General features: G+C 27.5%; 20 protein-coding genes and 1 pseudogene. 9 read left to right on the plus strand and 12 right to left on the minus strand.

Going from position 1 to position 23421, the window contains the following annotated elements:
* The first annotated feature begins 333 nt into the window (after positions 1-333).
* Both yyaC and CLPUN_RS29755 read left to right on the plus strand, forming a co-directional pair.
* On the plus strand, positions 334-921 hold the full coding sequence (yyaC, locus tag CLPUN_RS24240; protein ID WP_077849778.1) for a spore protease YyaC: 588 nt from the start codon (positions 334-336) through the stop codon (positions 919-921).
* Between the two features lie 568 nt (positions 922-1489).
* Positions 1490-2218: pseudogene (locus CLPUN_RS29755) on the plus strand (IS982 family transposase); the annotation flags it as partial.
* Between the two features lie 1273 nt (positions 2219-3491).
* Here the strand turns inward: CLPUN_RS29755 and CLPUN_RS24255 are convergent.
* The 12 genes from CLPUN_RS24255 to rpmH form a co-directional block, all read right to left on the minus strand.
* Positions 3492-3998 carry a DUF4446 family protein gene (locus CLPUN_RS24255; protein WP_077849799.1) on the minus strand — a complete coding sequence of 169 codons (507 nt, stop codon included), beginning with the start codon at positions 3996-3998 and terminating at the stop codon, positions 3492-3494.
* 40 nt (positions 3999-4038) lie between these two features.
* Complete coding sequence (locus tag CLPUN_RS24260) at positions 4039-4902, minus strand: ParB/RepB/Spo0J family partition protein (RefSeq protein WP_077849781.1); 864 nt, start codon at positions 4900-4902, stop codon at positions 4039-4041.
* 9 nt (positions 4903-4911) lie between these two features.
* On the minus strand, positions 4912-5673 hold the full coding sequence (locus CLPUN_RS24265; RefSeq protein WP_077849782.1) for a ParA family protein: 762 nt from the start codon (positions 5671-5673) through the stop codon (positions 4912-4914).
* A gap of 411 nt (positions 5674-6084) precedes the next feature.
* Entirely contained in the window at positions 6085-6870 is a 786-nt protein-coding gene (gene noc, locus CLPUN_RS24270; RefSeq protein WP_077849783.1) for a nucleoid occlusion protein, read from the minus strand.
* A 144-nt stretch (positions 6871-7014) separates the two neighbouring features.
* The gene (rsmG, locus tag CLPUN_RS24275; protein WP_077849784.1) at positions 7015-7734 is read right to left on the minus strand and encodes a 16S rRNA (guanine(527)-N(7))-methyltransferase RsmG; all 720 of its coding nucleotides are present in this window, start codon (positions 7732-7734) and stop codon (positions 7015-7017) included.
* A gap of 17 nt (positions 7735-7751) precedes the next feature.
* The gene (gene mnmG, locus CLPUN_RS24280; protein ID WP_077849785.1) at positions 7752-9638 is read right to left on the minus strand and encodes a tRNA uridine-5-carboxymethylaminomethyl(34) synthesis enzyme MnmG; all 1887 of its coding nucleotides are present in this window, start codon (positions 9636-9638) and stop codon (positions 7752-7754) included.
* 9 nt (positions 9639-9647) lie between these two features.
* A complete protein-coding gene (mnmE, locus tag CLPUN_RS24285) occupies positions 9648-11030 on the minus strand; it encodes a tRNA uridine-5-carboxymethylaminomethyl(34) synthesis GTPase MnmE (RefSeq protein ID WP_077849786.1) in 1383 nt (460 codons plus the stop codon).
* A 179-nt stretch (positions 11031-11209) separates the two neighbouring features.
* Positions 11210-11839, minus strand: coding sequence for an RNA-binding cell elongation regulator Jag/EloR (jag, locus tag CLPUN_RS24290; RefSeq protein WP_077849787.1), 630 nt, complete (start codon positions 11837-11839; stop codon positions 11210-11212).
* Between the two features lie 39 nt (positions 11840-11878).
* Complete coding sequence (locus tag CLPUN_RS24295; protein WP_077849788.1) at positions 11879-12640, minus strand: membrane protein insertase YidC; 762 nt, start codon at positions 12638-12640, stop codon at positions 11879-11881.
* Between the two features lie 23 nt (positions 12641-12663).
* Positions 12664-12873 (minus strand): membrane protein insertion efficiency factor YidD, encoded by a 210-nt coding sequence (gene yidD / locus CLPUN_RS24300; protein ID WP_077849789.1) that lies wholly within the window; start codon positions 12871-12873, stop codon positions 12664-12666.
* Positions 12845-13225, minus strand: a complete 381-nt coding sequence (rnpA, locus tag CLPUN_RS24305) for a ribonuclease P protein component (protein WP_077849790.1) — start codon at positions 13223-13225, stop codon at positions 12845-12847. Before rnpA ends, yidD begins: the two co-directional genes overlap by 29 nt.
* 61 nt (positions 13226-13286) lie before the next feature.
* The gene (rpmH, locus tag CLPUN_RS24310; RefSeq protein WP_077849791.1) at positions 13287-13421 is read right to left on the minus strand and encodes a 50S ribosomal protein L34; all 135 of its coding nucleotides are present in this window, start codon (positions 13419-13421) and stop codon (positions 13287-13289) included.
* A 500-nt stretch (positions 13422-13921) separates the two neighbouring features.
* Here rpmH and dnaA point away from each other — a divergent pair, with 500 nt between their 5' ends.
* From dnaA to gyrA, 7 genes are all read left to right on the plus strand, one after another.
* A complete protein-coding gene (gene dnaA / locus CLPUN_RS24315) occupies positions 13922-15271 on the plus strand; it encodes a chromosomal replication initiator protein DnaA (RefSeq protein WP_077849792.1) in 1350 nt (449 codons plus the stop codon).
* 259 nt (positions 15272-15530) lie between these two features.
* Positions 15531-16631, plus strand: coding sequence for a DNA polymerase III subunit beta (gene dnaN / locus CLPUN_RS24320; protein WP_077849793.1), 1101 nt, complete (start codon positions 15531-15533; stop codon positions 16629-16631).
* Positions 16632-16666: 35 nt separating this feature from the next.
* Positions 16667-16873 carry a S4 domain-containing protein YaaA gene (gene yaaA, locus CLPUN_RS24325; protein WP_077849794.1) on the plus strand — a complete coding sequence of 69 codons (207 nt, stop codon included), beginning with the start codon at positions 16667-16669 and terminating at the stop codon, positions 16871-16873.
* A gap of 69 nt (positions 16874-16942) precedes the next feature.
* Positions 16943-18025, plus strand: a complete 1083-nt coding sequence (gene recF / locus CLPUN_RS24330) for a DNA replication/repair protein RecF (protein ID WP_077849795.1) — start codon at positions 16943-16945, stop codon at positions 18023-18025.
* A 14-nt stretch (positions 18026-18039) separates the two neighbouring features.
* A complete protein-coding gene (gene remB / locus CLPUN_RS24335) occupies positions 18040-18300 on the plus strand; it encodes an extracellular matrix regulator RemB (RefSeq protein ID WP_077849796.1) in 261 nt (86 codons plus the stop codon).
* Between the two features lie 54 nt (positions 18301-18354).
* Positions 18355-20262, plus strand: coding sequence for a DNA topoisomerase (ATP-hydrolyzing) subunit B (gene gyrB / locus CLPUN_RS24340; RefSeq protein ID WP_077849797.1), 1908 nt, complete (start codon positions 18355-18357; stop codon positions 20260-20262).
* A 22-nt stretch (positions 20263-20284) separates the two neighbouring features.
* Positions 20285-22780 (plus strand): DNA gyrase subunit A, encoded by a 2496-nt coding sequence (gyrA, locus tag CLPUN_RS24345; protein WP_077849798.1) that lies wholly within the window; start codon positions 20285-20287, stop codon positions 22778-22780.
* Positions 22781-23421: the final 641 nt, after the last annotated feature.

Genomic DNA, 23421 nt, shown 5'->3' on the forward strand with positions numbered 1-23421 from the left:
AACGCAGAAGAATATGGTAGATTTAACTCTAAAATATAGTTGCTTATTGATTCATTTTGGTTTAATATTGTTGTCAGCATAGATTAACCTCCTTAGGTTTGGTGTTGCAACTTAAACCTAACATATTTGAGGCATCTATGCTATTTTTTTGTAAAATTTTGTTGAAGTAATTTATGGATTTGTATCCATAGAAAAATTTCTCAAATTAATGCACAAGTCAAGTTAATAAATAAAATAATTTAAATTTAGCTTTATAATCATTTTATTAATATTTTTATAATTATGAATAAAACCTTCTTTATTGGAAATAAATTTAATAAAGGAGGTTTTTTTATGTGTCAAACTTTTTCTATTGATTCATCTTCTCTTACGTCCTATATAAAGATTACCGATTATTTATTAAGTGAATTACAGCCAATAATTGAACTTCATCGTCCTATTATATTTTTCTGCATCGGCACTGATAGATCTACTGGCGATTCTCTTGGTCCATTAGTAGGATATAAGTTAAAATATTTTTCAAAAAATATCTTTTATATTTACGGTACCTTAGAAAATCCCATACATGCTAAAAATATGGTCAATGTTTTAAATGAGATTAAATCTAAATTTCAGAATCCATATATAATTGCTATTGATTCATGTTTGGGATCTTTAAATAACATTGGTAAAATATTTATACAGAAGAAACCTCTTATGCCAGGTTTGGCGCTAAATAAAGAACTTCCTGAAGTTGGAGATATGAGTATAACTGGTATTGTTAATATATGCGGAAATTTTGAATTTTTAGTGTTACAAAACACACGATTAAATACTGTGATGAATTTAGCGGATTCTATTTCTAAAGGTATCTATTATTTTATTCTTAAAAGTTTATATAAAAATTATAATAATAGTATAGATATTGTTAATATTAAATAATTAATATATAAATACGCCTTCATCATTATTTTAATTTACAATTATTTTTAGTTATATTAACGGAAACATTACTGCTTTAAATAATTGTTCCTAAGTATAAAAAGAAATTGTTTCACGTGAAACAATTTCTTTTTATTTAAATCATTATATATTACAAAAATAATAAAACATTATATATGCTATATAATAGTATTTTAATTTTCAAAGTATTGTTGCTACGATACTAAATTTTTTTAATTACTAACTTGATAAAATAATGAAGTAATTTTTAGACTCTATTTCTTTTTATTTTTTTAAATCTCTTTGCTTTTATCAATAATAATTTCCTATTATGTTTTTTTATTTTTATCAAGTTTTATAAAATTGTATTTTCACTTACTGTTTTTACTCTAAGAATAAATAATATATTATAATTTATACTAAACATTAATCACCTCTAATAATTTTCATATATAAGTTTTAGTGCTAGTTGAAATTTTAGAAAGATTTACAGATAGAAAAACTCTAGCACAGTATCTTACCCTATCATTGACAAGAACCACCAAACCAATGAAGGGGCAATACATATATGCTAGAGCTTTACAAAACAGATCCTATCACAACTATAGAAGATTTTATAATATCATATTTGTTATTGTTGATGATATCTACCAGGAAGTAACTGCAGCATACATTAAAAACCGTAAAAATTCAATAATGAGTGATAGTGAAATAATAATGCTTTCGCTTTCTGGTGAACTTATGTATATTGATTCTAAAAAAGCTTGGCCTGGATACTGTAAAAAGAATTTGAAGGAATTATTCCTAAATTTTTTGCAGCAGAACTAGGTTTAATCGAATCCAAAGGGCATTATATAGAACAATAGAATTAATAAGACATAATCTTACAAAATTTATTGGCTTGCAATGTGATTGTTTTAGAATTGTAGATAGTATGCCAGTTTATGCTTGTAAATTTGGCAGAGCAAGATTTCACAAAACATTCACGTGCTATGCCGCGTACGGTAAGTGTGCTTCCAAAAAGGAAACTTTTTATGGATTTAAGTTACACTCATTAATCACATTTGATGGTTATATAACAGATTTCATATTAACATCTGCAAGTATTGATGATAAAGAAGCACCATGGGAATTAACTTATAATGCAAAATATCTAACTATACTTGGAGATAAAGGATATACTGTTAACAGTATTCATACTGAAATGCATTTAGAACGTAACATAAACCTTGTGTCTTTAAAAAGAAATAATAGTAAAATACAGTTACCAAAGAAATTAAGGCAGCAGATATTTAAAAGTTTGGATAATATATCTATAAAATTAAAACGATTTTTATGGGTACGCACATTAATTTATTAGCATAATAAGTTAATATAAACACATAAAGGAATTAAATTTATATAGCACAACGAGTTAATTAATAAAATTCATTGCTTATCAACACGTATTTATATTATTTAACAAATATACACAAAATAAATTTAAATTTATTTTGTAAGGTAATTAGTATGAAGAATTTAAAACTGAATGGCATAGAATGCAATATTCGAATTAGAAACAATAATGAAAAAACTTTAAAATGTAAGAAAATATAAATGATATTCTATAGTTCTAAACATTTTTAAAGTTTCAAAAATAAGATGATAAGAAAAATGGAAGGATTGAAAGTATGCCGTAAGCAAATATATTAAAATGTACAAATCAATTGGTTAGAAATTCTTGCTATGAATACCCACTTGATACCCAAGAAATTAAGTATAGATGAAGAAAAAACTTATTTACGTAATAACAAATATGCATCATAACAAGGTAATCTTTTAAATAAGAAAAAATTGAACCATAGAATTAATATAACAATAGGTTAAATCTAATTTTAATGTTACTATAAAACATAGTAATGACTTGAGTTATATAAGAGTAACAAAGATTGATAAAAAACAATAAATTTTCGAAATCTAAAGAAACACCTTTATGGCTTAATTTATACTATTTTATTTAAATACGAATCAATGAAAAATCAAGCTCTCTAAAAGACTTAGTTTATAAAAGGACATCAGAAGAAAATATTAACTTACTGGAAGAATGTAGGTATAAAATTAATAGTAATATTAGATTATAAGCGCTCATGCATATTGTTAAGATGAAAAATATGGTGCTTAAGCATTCCTTAATTTTTTAAATTAATGCTTGTACACTACCTGAATGATAGAATAATTATGATTCTTGATAATGCTATAATTTATCCTACTAAAATACTATAAACATTTAAAAAAATAAAAGATAGGCTTTGTATTAATCTTCTTCCCTCCATATATAGTCCTAATATTAGTTTGATTGAGACGTGACGGGGATGGCTAAAATCCTTAGTAGTAAATAATGTATTCTTCAAAATTTTAGTTAGAATTAGAGTTGCTATACAATCTTTCATTGGAATAATAAATAAAATTGCTACTCAAGCAATAAACAAATTACGTGTTAAAATGTATATATATTTTTTTCTAAAATTACTTTATATTTTATAGTTCTTTTTAGAAAAATAATAGAGTGCTAAGCTTAGCTTAGCACTCTATTATTTACTTTCTTTATTTGATGCTTCATTTAAAACATATAATTCTTCTTCTGAAAGGTCATATCTTGATATTCCTTTATCAATTGGTTTAGCATATGTAGTACTTTCTTGTCTTCCATATATACCAGTTAAAATTATTCCATCATTTTTGTCATCTAACATTGCTATTGAAAAGCTTAAATCACTTCCTACATTTTCAAAAGCCTTATATCTCATGATTGCTACTTTTTGAACACAATCCTTCATCTTTATTTCTAGTCTTTCACATTCCTTTAATGCTTTTTCTGAAACCTCTTTAGCTTGCTCAATAGAACTTAGTCTTTCTAATAATATTTCTTCTAAATTATTATTACTAGTTCCTTTCATTAATCTTCTATATCTGGTTTCAACTTTTCCTACTGCTTTGAATAGAACTATTACCATTATAAATAACAATATGATTATTATTGCCATTCCAATAATTAAATATGGTATCAGTTCATTAATTGTATTAATTAGTATATCCAAATTTCTTGCCATTCCTTTCATAATTGTTTCACGTGAAACATTATTCCATATTCATAATATCCAATATCCTTTGTAAATCCTCTTCTGAATAATATTCAATTTCAATTTTACCTTTATTTTTTTTATTTAAAATATTAACTTTTGTTCCAAAATAATTTTGAAGTTGATTCTTTATTTCCTTATAGTATGGATTTAATTCATTAGGACTATCAGCAATATCATTTCTTTCATTTTCTTCACTAACTTTCTTTATCATTCTTTCTAATTCTCTAACCGACAGCTTTTCATCAATTACTTGTTGTGCTAATTCATATTGTTTTTGCTTATCACTAATGCTAAGAAGTGCTCTTCCATGACCTTCTGTAATAATGCTTTCAATTATGTATTGTTGAACCCTATCATCTAAATTAGTTAATCTAATTGTATTTGCTATTGCTACTCTTGATTTCCCAATTCGCTTACTTAATTCTTCTTGTGTTATATTAAAATCATTTAATAGCTTTCTATATGCTATTGCTTCTTCAATAGGATTTAAATCTTGACGTTGAATATTTTCAATTAAAGAAACTTCTAATATATCTCTATCAGTTAAATCCATTATCACTACTGGTACTTCCTTTAATCCTGCCATCTTAGCAGCTCTCCAACGTCTTTCTCCAGCTACTATAATATATTGATCTTCCATACATTTTCGCAAAATCAACGGTTGAATTATACCATGAGTTTTTATAGACTCTGCTAATTCAGCTATTTTTTCAGAGTCAAATAATTTTCTTGGCTGTTCTTCATCACTTTTAATTTTATTTATCGAGATTAACATCTTGCTGCTTTGTTCCACATTTTCCTCTGCTTCTTCTGGTATAAGTGCACTTAATCCCTTTCCTAAAGTAAATTTCTTTGCCATTTATATCACCTACTGCCTTCTCAAAAATTCTTTGGTTAGTTTTACGTAGGCTTCCGCACCCTTGCATTTTTCATCATATAACATTATTGGTAATCCAAAACTTGGTGCTTCTGCTAATCTTACATTCCTTGAAATTGTTGTTTTGTAAACTTTATCCTTAAAATACTTTTGAACCTCTTTTAAAACTTCATTACTAAGATTAGTTCTATAATCAAACATAGTCATTACCACACCTTCAATATATAAGTCCTTATTAAGAGATTTTTTAACTAATTGTATGGTATTAACTAGTTGACTAACGCCCTCCAATGCATAAAATTCACATTGAATTGGAATTAAAACTGAATCAGCACAAGATAATGCATTTATAGTTAATATTCCTAATGATGGTGGACAATCTATAAATACATAATCATATTCATCTTCTATTTCTTTCAATTTATTCTTTATTATATTTTCTCTATCATTTTTATTTATAAGTTCAACTTCTGCCCCTGCAAGTTCCATAGTTGATGGTGATATAAATAAATTTTGAACTAAATCACTTCTTACTATTGACTCCTTCATAGTTGCATCAGAAATTAATACGTCATAAATCGATAACTCTAAATTATTTTTATCTAGTCCTAATCCACTTGTTGTATTTCCTTGAGGATCTATATCTATAGTTAAAACTTTATATCCTTCCATTGCTAAATAAGCACATAAATTTATATTGGTAGTTGTTTTTCCAACACCACCCTTTTGATTAAAAATACAAATTTTTTTCATAATATAGTGCTCCCCCTTTCCCATAATAATATTATATATATTTTTTTACTATAATAAAAGATTTATGTTTTAAAAAAGCAAATTAACAGTGATTTATATCTATAAATTTTGAATTTTTATCTTTATTTCATATTACATATATATTAAACCCATAAGAATATGTCTAGTTCAATCTATAAATAAAATTGCTTGCATATTGTTTTTATCTATTATTTTCTTTAATAAAATTAATTATAATTACAAACTTATAATATAATTTTATAATTAGCCTATAATCAAAATTAAGGTTGTAATATCCTACAACCTTAATTAAAAATTATTAATATCATTTTTAATATATCCTGATGAATAAACTATATATAATTGTTACTATACGTGCTTTTTATGTAGCAGATTGATTAGCTCTTAATATTATTTCTTTACTTTTGGAATCTTTACTGTTACTTCTATAAAATCTTCTTCTTCCTTACATGCATACTCTGCTGGTATATCAAATTTTTGTAACACTTGCTTAATTGTGTTAACGTATAACTTTGCTGGCAAGGCACTTTTTATACTTCTCTTCCCTTTTTTATTCTTTAATTCTTCTCCTGCTAACTTAAGCAATTCTTTGTTAATAAGTTCTTCTGTCTTCTTAACATTCAATTCATCTTTTATTACAATCTTTACAATTCTTAATTGCAATTCTTCATTGGGAAGTGTAAGTAATGCTCTTGAATGCCTTTCTGTTAATTTATTTCTTAAACATAGTTCCCTAACTTCTGAACTTAATTTTAATAATCTTAGTTTATTAGCAATTGTAGATTGTTTTTTTCCCATTCTTTTGGCTAATTCATCTTGTGTAAAATTATGATCATTAATTAAATTGTGATATGCTTCTGCTTCTTCAATATAATTTAAGTCTTCTCTTTGTAAATTTTCTAACAAAGCTATTTGAGCAGATTCAGAATCTGTTATATCAATAATATTACAAGGAACAGTTTCTAGATTTGCTAATTTAGCTGCTCTAAGTCTTCTCTCTCCTGCTACTAATTCAAAAACTCCACCCATTTTTCTTACTGTAAGTGGCTGAATTATTCCAAATTGCTTAATTGATTGTGATAATTCTTCAATTGCCTCTTCATTAAAATACTTACGTGGTTGATAAATATTGGGGATAACTTTATCTACATTTATTTTTACTATTTCATTGTTCATGTTCCAACCCATCCCTTATTAAAATACTATAACACATTAACTTCTTATTAGTTACTTATTCTACTATAACTACATTTTCCCTTCTTAAATATTACATTATTTGTAATATTTAAGAAAATAGTCTAATTATTTCTATTTTATATATTATTTAAGTGGATTCTTGGTTACTAAACCTGCTTTTCTTGGATATGTTTTAGAACATTCCTTTATTTTCTTTACAACAACCAAATTGTGTCTTAATTCAGTTCCTTCAATACTAACTTCACAAATATCTACAAATTCTCCACCTAGAATCTTAATTCCATTCATACTATCCTTAATTTCTTCATCAACTGAAGGTCCCTTTAATGCAATAAAATTTCCTCCAATTTTTACATATGGTAAACAAAATTCAGATAATACACTCATATTAGCAACAGCCCTAGACGTTGCTATATCAAACTTTTCTCGTAACTTTTTGTCTCTTGCTCCATCTTCTGCTCTTGAATGAATTGTAATTACATTAGAAAGTCCTAACTCACTTATAACTGTATTTAGAAAGTTAATTCTTTTATTTAAAGAATCTAATAACGTAACACGTATATCAGCTTTCATAATAGCAATTGGCAATCCTGGAAAGCCTGCTCCTGTACCAACATCTATTAATGTACTAGCCTTTTTAAATTCATCTCTTCTAAATGCTTTCATTGAGTCGATAAAATGCTTTTTTATTATTTCTTCCTCATCTACTATAGCTGTTAAATTTATTTTCTCATTCCACTCCTTAAGAAGTCTCATAAAAATTATAAATTTTTCATATTGTTCCTTTGAAAATTGTAAATCAACATCTTCTGCTGACTTAGACATTAAGTCATAAAAATCCATAAATCCTCCATTAATAACTAAGATTGTTTATTATAATGATGTTCAAGATAAATGAGTAAAACTGAAATATCTGCTGGAGATACCCCTGAAATACGTGATGCCTGACCTATACTAATTGGTCTTATATTATTTAACTTTTGCTCTGCCTCGGTTCTCAGACCTTTAATATCCTTATAATCAATATCCTTAGGCAATAGTTTCTTTTCAAACTTTTTAAATTGAGAAACTTGTTCAAGCTGACTTTGAATATATCCTTCATATTTTGTAAGTATATTAATTTGTTCTCCAACATCATAAGGCAATTCTGGTCTTTCAGCATCTAATTCTGCTAAATCAAAATAATCTAATTCTGGTCTTTGCATTAATTCATAAAAACTTATTGGTTTTCTTAATTCTGCTGAATTTAAAGAAAGTAAAAATTTATTTACTTCTTTCTTATTTGTTACTTTTAAATTTTTTAATCTATTTAATTCAGTTTCAATATTTTGCTTTCTTTGCAAGAATTTATTATGCCTTTCTTTTGTGACTATGCCAACTCTATTCCCAATCTCAGTTAATCTAAAATCTGCATTATCTTGTCTTAGCAGTAATCTATACTCTGCTCTAGATGTCATCATTCTATATGGTTCATTAGTTCCTTTAGTAACTAAATCATCTATTAATACGCCTATATACGCATCAGAACGTGTTAATATTAGTGGTTCTTCGCTTTTAATTTTTAATGCAGCATTTATTCCAGCAACTAATCCTTGTGCTCCTGCTTCTTCATATCCTGAACTTCCATTAAGTTGGCCTGCACCATATAACCCTTCTATATTTTTAAATTCTAATGTTGGTTTTAATTGAGTTGGGTCAATTGAATCATATTCAATTGCATATGCAGTTCTCATCATTTCAACATTTTCAAGTCCAGGCAAAGTTTTAAGCATCTTGATTTGAACTTCTTCTGGCAGTGATGAAGAGAATCCACCTACGTACATCTCTAAGGTATCCAAGCCTTCTGGTTCAATAAATATTTGATGCTGTGGCTTATCAGGGAATCTCATTATTTTATCCTCTATAGATGGACAATATCTTGGCCCTACCCCCTTTATACTTCCATTATAAATTGGCGATCTGTCTATATTTTCTTTAATTATTTTACTAGTTTCTTCATTTGTATAAGTTAAATAACAAGAGACTTGTTCCTTTTCCAAATTATCATTCATAAATGAGAACGGTACTATTTTATCATCTCCATTTTGCTCTATCATTTTTGAAAAATCAACAGATTTTCTATTTATTCTAGCTGGAGTTCCTGTTTTAAATCTTCTTAGTGTAATTCCTAAATCTAATAAGGATTGTGATAAATCATTTGCTGGAAATAGACCATTGGGCCCACCACTATATGATACTTCTCCAATAATAATTTTACCTTTTAAATATGTGCCTGTTGCAAGTACAACTGCTTTACATTTAAAAATAGCACCATTTTTAGTTACTACCCCTGCTACTTTTCCATCTTCAATTATAAGTTCTGTAACTTCAATTTGTCTTATATTAAGACCATCTTGTTCTTCTAGAACTCTCTTCATTCTATATTGATAATCTTTCTTATCCGCTTGAGCTCTTAATGAATGAACTGCAGGACCCTTTGACGTATTCAACATTCTTGACTGAATAAATGTATTATCAATATTAACTCCCATTTCTCCACCAAGTGCATCAATTTCCCTAACTAAATGCCCCTTTGCAGTACCACCTATATTAGGATTACATGGCATTAGTGCTATTGAATCTAAATTTATTGTACACACTAAAGTATTGAGTCCTAGTCTTGCTGAAGCTAGTGCTGCTTCACATCCTGCATGACCAGCCCCAACAACTATTACATCAAATTGCCCACCTTGATAATTTACGGCCATTACTTTTACCTACTTTCCTACACAAAATTCACTAAAGATTTTATTTAATAAATCTTCTTCTAATTCATCTCCTGTTATTTCACCTAATGCTTTCATTCCTGCTGTTATATAAATTGATATTAAATCAAGATATTCATTGGCCTTAACCTTGCTTAAAGCTGCCTCGGAGTTTTCTAAAGATCTGTATAAAGCTTGCTTATGTCTAGTATTTGAAATTATTAGACTTTCTGAGTTTATTTCTCCATTGAAAAATAAATTCTTGATCGTATTTTTTAACTCATCAATTCCCATTCCAGTCTTTGCAGATATATCAATCTTATTATTTAAGTAAGATATAATTTCTTGTGATATTTTTGTATCTAAATCTATTTTATTCAATAACACTATATGCTTCCTATTCTTTATTTTATCAATTATAGCTTTATCCTCATAATCTATTTCTCTCGATGCATCAAGCATTAATATTATTAAATCTGCTTCTTCAATTTTTTCCTTTGACTTCTCTACGCCTATCTTTTCAACTATATCTTCTGTATCTCTTATTCCAGCGGTATCCGTTATTCTAATAGGTATTCCATCAAAGTTTACATATTCTTCAATTACATCTCTAGTTGTTCCAGGTACATCTGTTACTATTGCTCTTTTTTCTTTTAATAACGCATTAAGTAATGACGATTTACCTACATTAGGTTTACCAACAATAACTATGTTAAGACCATCTCTTATAATTTTTCCTTCATCAGCATTTGATAATAAGTTTTTTATCTTTAAAACAGTTTTTTCTATACCGTCTTTAATTTGAAATTTTAAATTATCATCAATAACATCTTCATCATCTTCTGTAAAATCAACTGCATATTCAATTAAAGCTAAAACATTTAATAAATATTTTCTTAATTCATCTATTTCCCTTGATAATGCACCATTTCTTTGCAACATTGCTGATTTCATAGATAATTCAGTTTTAGCTGTGATTATATCCATAACAGCTTCTGCTTGACTTAAATCTATTCTACTATTTAAAAATGCTCTTTTGGTAAATTCTCCTGGTTCTGCAAGTCTTGCTCCTGCTTTTATTATTTCATTTAATACACTATTAGTTGATACAACTCCACCATGACAGTTAACTTCAACTACATTCTCTCCCGTATAACTGTTAGGCGCTTTCATATAACTTAAAATAACTTCATCTACTACTTCTTTATTTTCTAAATTCACAATATTTCCATATTTCATCGTATATGTTTGCATCTTCTTAATATCATAATTATTTTTTGATATAAATATCTTACTAGCTATACCTATAGCATTTTGACCTGAAATTCTAATTATAGCAACACCACCTTCACCAATAGGTGTAGCAATTGCACAAATAGTATCAAATTCTTTCATTTATTGTCCTCCTAATTATTCAAGAAGAATTTTTTCTTAAACTAACATCCATTCTAAACTAATATCAATTTTACATAACAAAATTTAATTAGTCAAAGTTATCTTAAATAAAATTTTTCTTTTTAAATTTATAAAATTTTATTTTATAAATTTAAAAAGAAAGCCCTTAGGCTTTCTTTTTATAAATCTTTTTTTAATTCAACTACTACTCTTCTAAAAGGTTCATCACCTTCACTATATGTATTAACGAAAACATTTCCTTGAAGTGTAGAATGAATAATTCTTCTCTCATACGGATTCATTGGCTCTAACTTAAATACTTTAGATGTCTTCTTAACCTTGTTAGCTGTCTTAATCGCAACACCTTTGAGAGTTTCCTCTCTTTTGCTCCTATAATTTTCAGTATCTAGTATAACTTTTTTATGAGGAAGTTCATGTACCTTATTAACTACTAATGAAACTAAATACTGTATAGAATCTAAAGTTTCTCCTCTATAACCAATTATCACGCCCATTTTATCTCCTGATAAATTGATTCTTATAATATCATTCTCTTCTTTAATATCTATCTTAGCTTCTATTTCCATACAATTAAGTATATTTCTGATAAAATCTTGTGCTTCTTCAATATAATCATATTTACTAGAAACCTTAATCCTAGCTGGCTTAACTCCTATAACATTAAATAACCCTTTTGAACCATGATCAAGAATTTCAACATCTACCATACTTTTATCTTTACCTAATTCAATTAAAGCTTTATTCAAGGCTTCTTCAACAGTTTTTCCTTCTATTTCTATTGATTTCATCGTTAATTCACCACCTCTAAATATCAAAGCAAACTTAAATTACTTTTTATTTTTTCTTTTTTTACTAGCCAAATTTTTAGGCTCTTCAACTGCCATAAAAGGTTTTTCTGATTCAAGGCTATTTTCATTTCCTTTTTCAGCATCTCTCATTGCAGGTCTATAATTTAAGAAATAAGTTTGTATAGTTTGAATCAAATTACCAATTATCCAATATAAAACTAATATAGCTTTAAAATTTAATGACATAAATCCCATCATTCCTGCCATCATTAAATTCATAGTTCCCATATTCATTCCACCAGGTTGAGCTGGAGTTGACTTAGTCATTAAATATGATGGTAAATAAGTTGATAACGCAGCTAAAATTGGCAATATATAATATTTATCTGGAGAAAATAAATCTTGGATCCATAAGAATGATGCTCCATTTACATCTTGAATACCCATAAACACCCAATAAAGAGCCATTAATATAGGTAGTGGTAATAGAGATGGTAAGCATCCCCCTGCAGGATTAACATTATTCTCCTTATATAATTTCATAGTCTCTGCGCCTAATTTTTCTTTATCATCTTTATATTTTTCTTGAAGCTTTTTAACTTCTGGCTGAATCTTTTGCATTCCTTGCGTTGATTTGGCTGCTTTGATATTAAATGGCAATATTAAAACTCTTATAATTACTGTAAAAGTAAATATTGCTAAAACATAAGCTAATCCAACATCCGATATTCCTATATTTACTATATATTTATATATATAGTGAAATATGCTTCCCAAAAAATCGACTATCGACTGAAACATTAAAATATCTACCTCCTAATACCTCACCTTACTGGATCATACCCACCCTTACAAAAAGGATTACATCTTAATATTCTGTAAACCGCCATAATGCTCCCTTTAATAGCTCCATACTTATTTATAGCATCTAGAGCATATTGTGAACAGGTTGGCGTAAATCTACAGCACGAAGGTCTTCCAGGGGAAATATATTTTCTATAAAATTTAATTAAACTTATTAGCATTTTCTTCATTTTTATTATATAGGCCTGCCTTTTTAAATAGATTTTTCATAGCCTTTTCTACATCAGAATAATTCTTACCATTTATAGGATTTCTCGCTATAAAAATAAAATCATATCCTTTTGTTATAAACTCATCATTTAATCTAAAGCTTTCACTTATTAGTCTTTTGCTTCTACTTCTAATGACACTATTGCCTACTTTTTTACTTACAGAAACACCTAATTTATTGTAAACATTAAGATATCTATCTCTATTTTTTTTATTCTTTAATATATACATAACTAAAAGGTCATTTGCAAATGATTTTCCTCTTCTATATATAATCTTAAATTCAAAATTTTTCTTTAATCTATAAATCATAGATATTTTTATACTCCTTTTTTCTCTGCATTTGCAGAAAAAAGGCCACTTAGAGCGGCCCTTAAGCTGTTAATTTTTTTCTTCCTTTTTGTCTTCTGCTTCTAAGAATGTTTCTTCCTGCTGAAGTGCTCATTCTCTTTCTGAATCCATGTTCTTTCTTTCTTGTTCTCTTTTTAGGTTGATAAGTCATGAACATTGCACATGCACCCCCTTAAATTTATTATTTATAGCAAAAACTATACTTTGCGATTTAAATTTTACCTTATTTATTATATATACATACTAATTTTCTGTCAAGGTGGTAATATTTGTTGATAAATATATTTTTATATTTATTTTTGTGGATAACTTATTGAATATGAATCTTTACTTATGTTATCATATGTATTATATTGTGAATAATTTCTTAATAAAATAACTTATCCACATCTGTTGATAAGTTTGTGGATAAGTTGTTTGTTTTTATGATTACTACATGCTTCTTATCCTATCAAGACTTGTTTTAATGCGTGTTTATAACTTTTTTAATAGGTTGTTATTAATTACATATTTAATTAATACATCAACATAATTATTAACATGTTGATATATTTATATACATCTTGGCTATAATATCAAGATGTTAATATTTATGTTGATAAACTGTACATAACTATACATAAAAATTTTTTATAAAAATATTGGAGGACTAAGAAAATGGATACCGATCTTAAAAACTTATGGGGTAAAACCCTCGATATTATAAAAAGCGAACTAAGTGAAGTCAGCTTTAATACTTGGATTAAAAGCTGTGAACCTATTTCTATATCTTCTGATACTCTAAAGATAAGCGTTCCAAATTCCTTTACTCAAGATATTTTAGATAAGCGATATAAAGATTTGGTTGTTAATTCTATAAAGGCAGTCTGTTCAAAACAATATAATATTGAATTCATTATAATGTCTGATAGTTATGATAAAGATGAACTAAAAAATACTTCAAATCAAACATCAAAGGCAATTGTAGTTAATGATGAAATGTCTTCAACATTAAATCCAAAATATACATTTAGTTCATTTGTAATAGGTAACAGTAATAGATTTGCTCATGCTGCATCTTTAGCCGTTGCAGAATCTCCTGCTAAAGCATATAATCCATTATTTATTTATGGAGGAGTTGGACTTGGAAAAACTCACTTAATGCATGCAATAGGTCACTATATTTTAGAAGGTAATCCTAATGCTAAAGTAGTCTATGTATCTTCTGAAAAATTTACTAATGAATTAATTAATGCAATTAAAGATGATAAAAATGAAGAGTTCAGAAACAAATATAGAAATGTAGATATCTTACTTATAGATGATATACAATTCATAGCTGGAAAAGAACGTACACAAGAGGAATTCTTTCATACATTTAATGAATTACATGATGCAAATAAGCAAATTATACTTTCATCAGATAGACCACCAAAAGAAATTCCAACATTAGAAGATAGATTACGTTCCAGATTTGAATGGGGGTTAATAGCAGACATTCAAGTTCCAGATTTTGAAACTAGAATGGCTATATTAAAGAAGAAGGCTGATGTTGAAAATTTAAATGTAGCTAATGAAGTTATGGGATATATCGCTACTAAAATTAAATCTAATATAAGAGAACTTGAAGGAGCATTAATAAGAATAATTGCTTACTCTTCGCTAACTAATAGGGAAGTTACAGTCGATTTAGCTACAGAAGCACTAAAAGATATTATCTCTAAAAAACAAGGTAAACATGTGACTATTGATTCTATACAAGATGTGGTTTCTAGTTACTTTAATTTACGTGTAGAAGATTTAAAGTCTCAAAGAAGAACTAGAAATGTTGCTTATCCAAGGCAAATTGCAATGTATTTAAGTAGAAAATTAACAGACATGTCTTTACCTAAAATCGGAGAAGAATTTGGTGGAAGAGATCATACTACTGTTATACATGCTTACGAGAAAATCTCTGGAAGTTTAAAAACAGATGATTCACTTCAACATACTATTAATGAAATTACTAAAAAAGTAACTCAAAATTAATCAACAACTGTATATAATAAGTACATAATAGTTTGTGGATAATATTTTTATAAATATATGCTGTTGAAAGTTGTGGATAACCTTATTAATTTGTTACTGACTTATCCACAACATTTTTTAATATATTTTTGTGGATATAACTTAGATTGAAGTGGTTATCAACAAATCAACAGCCCCTACTACTACTATTACTATAAAAATATATATCTATCTTTATTATTGTCTTTAGATACCTGTTAATATATAAGGAGGATTTTAAATGATTTTTACATGTGAAAAACAAAAAATATTAGAAGGCATATCAATAGTTCAAAAAGCCATAACTGGTAAATCAACTATGCCTATACTTGAAGGAATATATATTCAAACTAATCAATCAACATTAACACTTATTGGCTCAGATATGGATGTTAGTATTCAAACATCTGTTGATGCTACAATAATAAGAGAAGGTAGCATAGTTATTGATGCAAAAATATTTGGAGAAATAATACGAAAATTACCTAATTCAACTATAAAAATTGAAACTATTGAAAATCAATTAATTAAAATAACTTGTGAAAAATCTGTATTTGATGTAGTTTATATGAATACAAGTGAATTTCCTGCATTACCTGAAGTTAATGAAAATTTAAAAATATCAGTAAATCAAAATATATTAAAAAATATGATAAAAGGAACATCTTTTGCTATTGCTCAAGATGAAACTAGACCAATACTTCAAGGGATATTATTTGAAATTAAAAATAAAAGTTTAAATTTAGTTGCACTTGATGGGTATAGATTAGCTATTAAAAGTGAATTTTTAGATACTGATATTGATATGGAAGTTGTAATACCTGGTAAAACTTTAAATGAAGTATCAAAAATTTTAGAAGATATTGATGACATTGTGGATATAACTTTTACAAATAATCATATATTGTTCAATTTGGAGAAAACTAAGATAATATCTAGGTTACTTGAAGGTAAATTCATAAATTATAATTCATTATTGCCGCAAGAACATAAATTATTAGTTAATGTTAACAGACAAGAATTACAAAATGCTATAGAAAGAGCTTCTTTGATGGCTAAGGATGGAAATACTAATTTAATAAAATTAGAGTTGCAACAAGATAATTTAATAATCACATCTAATTCTCAATTGGGAAAGGTGAGAGAAGAGATTACAATAAAATTGCAAGGTGAAGAAATACAAATTGCATTTAATTCCAGATATCTGTTAGATGTATTGAAAAATGTTGAAGATAGTGAAGTTGTTATGAAGATGACTTCTGGAATAAGTCCATGTGTTATTGAAGAAAAAAATAATGAAAATGCAAAATATTTAGTTTTACCAGTAAGATTAATGAGATAGGAGGATAAATATTAATTTAATATTTATGCAAAAAAATGAACAAAATAAAGATTAATACTGAAATGATAAAGTTAGATGCTTTTCTTAAATGGGCAGGCATTGTTAGTTCGGGCTCAGAGGCCAAACTATATATACAAGATGAATTAGTAAAAGTAAACAATGAAATTTGCATTCAAAGAGGAAAAAAATTAAAAGTTGGAGATAAAGTAAGTTTCGAAGATTCAGATTTTGAAATAATATAAATAGTTATTAAATAATAAATTAAACTGTCGTTTTATTATTATGATATAATTGTTGTAGGTGTATTTTTTATGTATATTAAAAATATAAATTTAATCAGTTATAGAAATTATGAAATTTTACAATTGAAGTTAGAGAAAAGTGTTAATGTATTTATAGGTGATAATGCTCAAGGAAAAACCAATATTTTAGAAGCAATTTATTATGGAGCCTTTGCAAAATCCCATAGAACTTCAAAAGATCGAGAATTAATAAATTGGACAAAAGATAAAGCATATATAAGTTTATTAGTTGGAAAAAATAGATTAGATAAGAAGATTGATATAAATATACTTAGAGATGGGAAAAAGGCTATTAAAGTAAATAATATTAAAATAAATAAAATTGGTGAATTATTTGGAACGTTTAATGTAGTTATGTTTTCACCAGAAGATTTAAAGGTTGTAAAGGAGGCTCCAAGTCTAAGGCGTAGGTTATTAGACATGGAGTTATCTCAACTAAATTCAAAGTATTATTTTAACTTAGTACAATATAATAAAATTTTAGATGAAAGAAATGTTTTATTAAAGAGCAAAAATTTTAATATAGATGTTTTAGACGTATATGATATACAATTAATTGAGTATGCTGATTATATTATTTCAAAACGGTTAGAATATATAAATAAAATAAACTTTTATGGGAGTGATATCCATAATGAAATAACTTCTGGAAAAGAAAAAATTAAATTTAAATACAGTTGTACTATTAATTTAGATGATTATAAAAATAATTATTATAAAAAATTGAAAGACAATATTTTGAGAGACAGAGACAAGGGAATAACTTCAGTGGGACCACATAGAGATGATTTTAATGTTTTTATAAATGATATTGATACAAAAATATTTGGTTCTCAAGGACAGCAACGAACATCAATTTTAACTATGAAGTTTTCATCAATGAAGATAATTAAAGAAACTACAGGTGAATATCCTGTTTTATTATTAGATGATGTTCTTTCAGAACTTGATAATAATAGAAAGCGATATATATTAAGTTCAATACATGATATACAAACAATAATAACATGTACTGGAATTGATGATTTAAGATATTATTTAGATGATAAAGCTAAGATATTTAATGTATTGAATGGGCAAATTTTAAATTAAAGGAGGAACATTTAGTGTTTTTACATTTAGGTGAAAATGTTGTAGTCCCTATTAAAGACATTATTGGAATATTCGATTTGCAAAATACAATGTATAGTTCTGATACGATACAGTTCTTAAGATTAGCAGAAGAAGATGGATTTGTAGAAAGAATTACGGATGAACAACCAAAGTCTTTCATTATAGCAGAAGTTAATAACAAAAGTAAGATATACTTCTCACCTATATCATCAACAACATTAACAAAAAGAACTGATATGGATTATGGTTCTTAGATATTAAGAAAAGTAATGAGTTTAAATATTTATTAAGTTTAGGAGGATTCTGATTTGGAACAAAATAATAAAAAATATGATGAAAATCAGATACAAGTTCTTGAAGGATTAGAAGCAGTAAGAAAAAGACCAGGTATGTACATTGGAAGTACGAGTTCAAGAGGTCTTCATCATTTAGTTTATGAAATAGTTGATAATAGCATTGATGAAGCATTAGCTGGTTACTGTAAAAAAATACAAGTTGATATTAATGAGGATAATTCCATTATAGTTTGTGATGATGGAAGAGGAATGCCAGTTGGTATACATCCTAAAATGGGAAAGTCTACTGTTGAAGTTATTATGACAATATTACATGCTGGTGGTAAATTTGGTGGAGAAGGATATAAGGTTTCGGGAGGACTTCATGGAGTTGGTGCATCTGTAGTAAATGCACTTTCAGAAGAATGTACAGTTACAGTTAAAAGAGATGGATCTATATGGGAACAAAAATACAGCAGAGGTAAAGTTCTAACTGAAGTTACTAATATAGGCAGTAGTGATGAAACTGGAACAAAGACATACTTCAAACCTGATACAGAGATTTTTGATGAAATAGTATTTGATTTTGAAGTATTATCACAAAGATTAAGAGAATTGGCTTTCTTAAATAAGGGAATTTATATAAAATTAGTTGATAAAAGAAGTTTAAAAGAAGAAATTTTTCATTACGAAGGTGGAATAAAATCTTTCGTTAGTTACCTAAATAGAAATAAGGTATCTCTTCAAGAAGAACCTATATATATCGAGGGTGTCAAAGATAACATATCTGTTGAAGTAGCAATGCAACATAATGATGGCTATACTGAAAATATCTTCTCATTTGCAAATAACATAGATACAGTTGAAGGTGGAACTCATTTAGTTGGATTTAAAACAGCATTGACTAGAGTATTTAATGATTATGCTAAGAAATTTGGGTACATAAAGGAAAATGATAAAAATTTTACTGGTGACGATATAAGAGAAGGTCTTACAGCTGTAATATCTGTTAAGATTGAAGAACCACAATTTGAAGGTCAAACTAAGACTAAATTAGGAAATAGTGAAGTTAGAGGTATTGTTGATTCTGTTGTAGGAGAAAATGTAGGCATATTTCTAGAAGAAAATCCTGCTGTAGGTAAAATTATAATAGACAAAGCTTTAATGGCAGCTAGAGCTAGAGATGCGGCAAGAAAAGCGAGAGAATTAACAAGAAAATCAGTACTAGAGAGGTCTGCATTACCTGGAAAGTTAGCAGACTGTTCTTCAAAGGATCCAAGAGAATGTGAAATTTATATAGTCGAAGGAGATTCGGCTGGTGGATCGGCAAAACAAGGAAGAAATAGAGCGTTCCAAGCTATTTTACCACTAAGAGGTAAAATAATGAATGTTGAAAAACAAAGATTAGACAAGATATTAAATTCAGATTCTATAAGATCTATGGTTACAGCATTTGGTGGTGGAATAGGAAAAGATTTTGATGTTGAAAAGCTTAGGTATAATAGAATAATACTTATGACAGATGCTGATGTTGATGGTGCTCACATAAGAACATTATTATTAACATTCTTTTATAGGTATATGAAAGAATTAATAGAAGATGGGCATGTGTATATTGCACAACCTCCATTATTTAAGATTACTAAAAATAAGAAAGAAATATATGCTTATTCAGATAGTGAGTTAGAAAAGGTGTTAGGAGAGATTGGCGGAAAAGATAATTCTACTGATATTCAAAGATACAAAGGTCTTGGAGAAATGAATGCAACTCAATTGTGGGATACAACAATGGATCCAGAAAAAAGAATATTGTTAAAGGCTAGTATTGAAGATGCAATGCTTGCAGATGAAATATTTACAATCTTAATGGGAGAAAAAGTTGAACCAAGAAGAGAATTTATAAAGGAAAATGCTAAGAATGTTGTCAATTTAGATATTTAAAGCTAAATATGAGGTGAAATACATGGATTTTAATGAAGGAAGAGTCATATCTGTAGATATTAAAAATGAAATGAAGAAATGTTATATAGACTATGCAATGAGTGTTATAGTTGGTCGTGCATTGCCTGATGTAAGGGATGGTTTAAAGCCAGTTCATAGAAGAATATTATATTCAATGCAAGAGTTGGGATTATATCCAGATAAGGGATATAGAAAATGTGCAAGAATAGTTGGAGATGTTCTAGGTAAATATCATCCTCATGGAGATAGTTCAGTTTATGATGCATTAGTAAGAATGGCACAAGACTTTTCAATGAGGTATATGTTAGTTGATGGTCATGGAAACTTTGGTTCTGTTGATGGTGATGGAGCAGCAGCAATGAGATATACAGAATCAAAAATGAATAAAATTGCTAGCGAAATGTTAAGAGATATTAATAAAAATACAGTTGACTTTATGCCTAATTTTGATGGAGAAGAAAAAGAACCAGTAGTTCTACCATCTAGATTTCCCAATCTCTTAGTTAATGGGTCATCGGGAATTGCAGTTGGAATGGCAACTAATGTTCCACCGCATAATTTAGGTGAAATAATAGATGGTACTGTAATGCTTATTGATAATCCAGAGGTTACAGTATTAGATCTTATGACTAAAATAAAGGGGCCAGATTTTCCAACTGGGGCTACTATAATGGGTAAGGCTGGAATTAGAGCCGCATATGAAACAGGAAGAGGAAAAATAGTTGTAAGGGCAAATGCTGAAATTGAAGAGGAAAACGGAAAGCATAAAATAGTTGTTACTGAAATACCATATCAAGTAAATAAAGCAAAACTTATAGAAAATATTGCAGATTTAGTGAAAGATAAGAAGATTACAGGAATATCTGATTTAAGAGATGAATCAGATAGAGAAGGTATGAGAATTGTAATTGAATTAAAAAGGGATGCAAATCCTAATATAGTTCTAAATTTATTATACAAACATACAAAACTTCAAGATACATTTGGTGTTATTATGTTAGCATTAGTTAATAATGAACCAGAAGTTTTAAATTTAAAACAAATATTAGAACATTATGTACAATTTCAAAAAGAAGTAATAACAAGAAGAACCATATTTGATTTAGATAAGGCTGAAGCTAGAGCTCACATATTAGAAGGGTTAAAAATAGCTTTAGATAATATCGATGAAGTAATAAGTATAATAAGAAATTCTAAGACTAGTGAAATAGCTAAAAATACTTTAATAGAAAGATTTAATCTTTCTGAAAAGCAATGTCAAGCTATATTGGAAATGAGATTAAGACGATTAACTGGTTTAGAAAGAGATAAGATCGAAGATGAATATAATGAATTAATGAAGCAAGTAGAATATTTAAAGGCGATTTTAGCTAGCGAAGAAAGATTATTAGGTGTTATTAAAGAAGAACTGATAGAGATAAAAACTAAATATTCAGATGAAAGAAGAAGTAAAATTGAAAAAATCGTAAATGAAATTGATATTGAAGATTTAATTCAAGAAGAAGATGTTGTAATAACATTAACTAATTCTGGATATATTAAAAGAATTTTAGCAGACACTTATTCATCACAAAGAAGGGGTGGAAAAGGCATTCAAGCGATGACAACAAAAGAAGATGATTTTGTTGATCATTTAATGATAACATCGACACACTCAGATGTATTATTCTTTACAAATAAGGGAAGAGTATACAAGTTAAGAGCTTATGAGATTCCTGATGCTGGAAGGCAAGCAAAGGGAACAAATTTAATAAATCTTATAGCAATAGAACCTGATGAAAAAATTCAAACTGTTTTAACAGTAACAGATGAAAAAAGAGAGGGTTTTCTATTTATGGGAACCAAGGGGGGAATTGTAAAGAAAACTCCAATAAGTGAATTTAAGAATTTAAGAAAAAATGGATTAATTGCAATAAGTTTAAAAGATGGAGATGAATTGTTAAAAGTAAAGAATACTTATGGAGATGCTAACATTATGGTGGTAACTCAAAATGGTTATGCTGTTAAATTTAATGAAAAAGATGTTAGATCTATGGGAAGAACTGCATCTGGAGTTAAAGCAATCAATTTAAAAGAAGATGATGTAGCTGTATGTATGGATATAGCTGTTGATGGTGAAGAGTTATTAGTAATAAGTGAAAATGGATACGGTAAAAGAACACCTATTTCAGAGTATAAACTTCAAAATAGAGGTGGAGTAGGATTAATAACTTATAAAATTAGTGAAAAGACAGGAAAACTTGCTGGAGCTACAATCTGTAAAGTTGATGATGAATTAATGCTTATAAACTCTAGTGGTGTGGCCATAAGAATTAATGTATCTGATATATCTGTTACTAGTAGATCTGCAATGGGTGTAACATTAATGAGAACTATTGAAGATGAGAAAGTAGTTGCTATAGCCAAAATATTAAGTAGCTATGATTCTGATGATCAATCCAATGATAGTGAAGAAGATAATAATATAAGCAGCGAAGCAAATAATATAGAAGAATAAAATATTAACAGTATGTATTAAAAATAAGGTTTCTAACAATAGCAATATGTTAGAAGCCTTATTTTATTATAACAAATCAAAATATAGAGTTAATTGTTAGAGTTCCATAATTACATAATATTCAAATTAAATCATATTATTGTTTTTATCAGTTAAGCTTGTATGTATAAAATGTAAAGGATCCACATTCTATTTTATTAAAGATTTAACTGTATATACACGTCAGTTTAGCAAAATAATAAGTAATATGAGCCAAGCGTGTCATAATAAGAATAATTGACCATAAGAGAGTAAAATAGAGTAATAATGCAATAAATGAATTTAATAAGGATATATTGCATGATTACATAGAAATTATATGTTAAGATAAAAAACGTCCCTAAGAGATGTAGACAACTAAAAAATCTAAGAAAAACCTTTTAAAAAAAAGAGTTTGAAAGATTAAAAAAAGTTGTTGACAATATCAAAATCAAGTGATAAACTAAGTAAGTCGCTTGAGGGTGACAACAAAAAATTACAACGAAAGTTGTGAAAGCAAATGGTCTTTGAAAATTGAACAGAATATATAAGTACATTTAAGTAAACCAGCAATTTTTATTTGAGTAAGCTAAGATTAAACTTTTAATTGAGAGTTTGATCCT

The sequence above is a fragment of the Clostridium puniceum genome, assembly GCF_002006345.1.
Classification (GTDB): Bacteria; Bacillota; Clostridia; order Clostridiales; family Clostridiaceae; genus Clostridium; species Clostridium puniceum.